This is a genomic window from Paraburkholderia sp. RL17-373-BIF-A, assembly GCF_046030175.1.
Taxonomy (GTDB): Bacteria; Pseudomonadota; Gammaproteobacteria; order Burkholderiales; family Burkholderiaceae; genus Paraburkholderia.
This window is the reverse complement of record NZ_JARESO010000386.1, coordinates 1-567: the sequence shown is the minus strand read 5'-3', so window position 1 is coordinate 567 and position 567 is coordinate 1. Positions and strand designations below refer to the sequence as shown.

General features: G+C 62.4%; 2 protein-coding genes. Both read right to left on the bottom strand.

The annotated features are described in order from the left end of the window. Positions 1-28 precede the first annotated feature (28 nt). Positions 29-196 carry an IS66 family insertion sequence element accessory protein TnpB gene (tnpB, locus tag P0D80_RS51000; RefSeq protein ID WP_408296533.1) on the bottom strand — a complete coding sequence of 56 codons (168 nt, stop codon included), beginning with the start codon at positions 194-196 and terminating at the stop codon, positions 29-31. Further along, a partial coding sequence (gene tnpA, locus P0D80_RS50995) for an IS66-like element accessory protein TnpA (RefSeq protein ID WP_408296530.1) occupies positions 193-567 on the bottom strand: 375 nt, incomplete at its 5' end. The genes tnpA and tnpB, both read right to left, overlap by 4 nt.

Sequence of the window (567 nt, the reverse complement as noted above, 5' to 3'; positions counted from 1 at the left end):
GTTACCTGGATTCTAACCGGAGGATGCACTATGTCACACGACTCCCGCGTTTGCCGCGAAACACGAAGACGTGCCCGCTGAATGGATCGCGTTCAAGCACGGTTTGCACCTTGGCGGCGAGGCTGTTGAATCCGGCCCGCATGTCGGTCACGCCGGCAGCCAGCCATATACGCGTGCCGCCAGGAAGCCCGATCACGCCTCAGCCTCCGCAGCGACACGCAACGTACGCAGCACAATACGCAGCGTGGCTGGGTCAGGCGTGCCTTCGATACGCACTCGCGCGGCGCCGACGCAAATCTCAATCACTCCCGCGGCGACCGGCTGGGCCATGCTCTGCGACTGAACGGGCAAGGCAGCCGCGTTCCCGATCGCGCGTTCGTCGTGCACGACTTCTACCGGCAATAGTGTTGCCGGCTCATACTGCCCAGCCTGATAGGCCCGGCGCCATTTGAACAACAGATTCGTATTGAGGCCGTGTTCCAGAGCCAATCGTGCGACCGAGACACCGGGTTCACAGGCCAGCTTTGCGAGTTCTCGCCGAAACTCGATGGGGTGATTGGGGGTGCC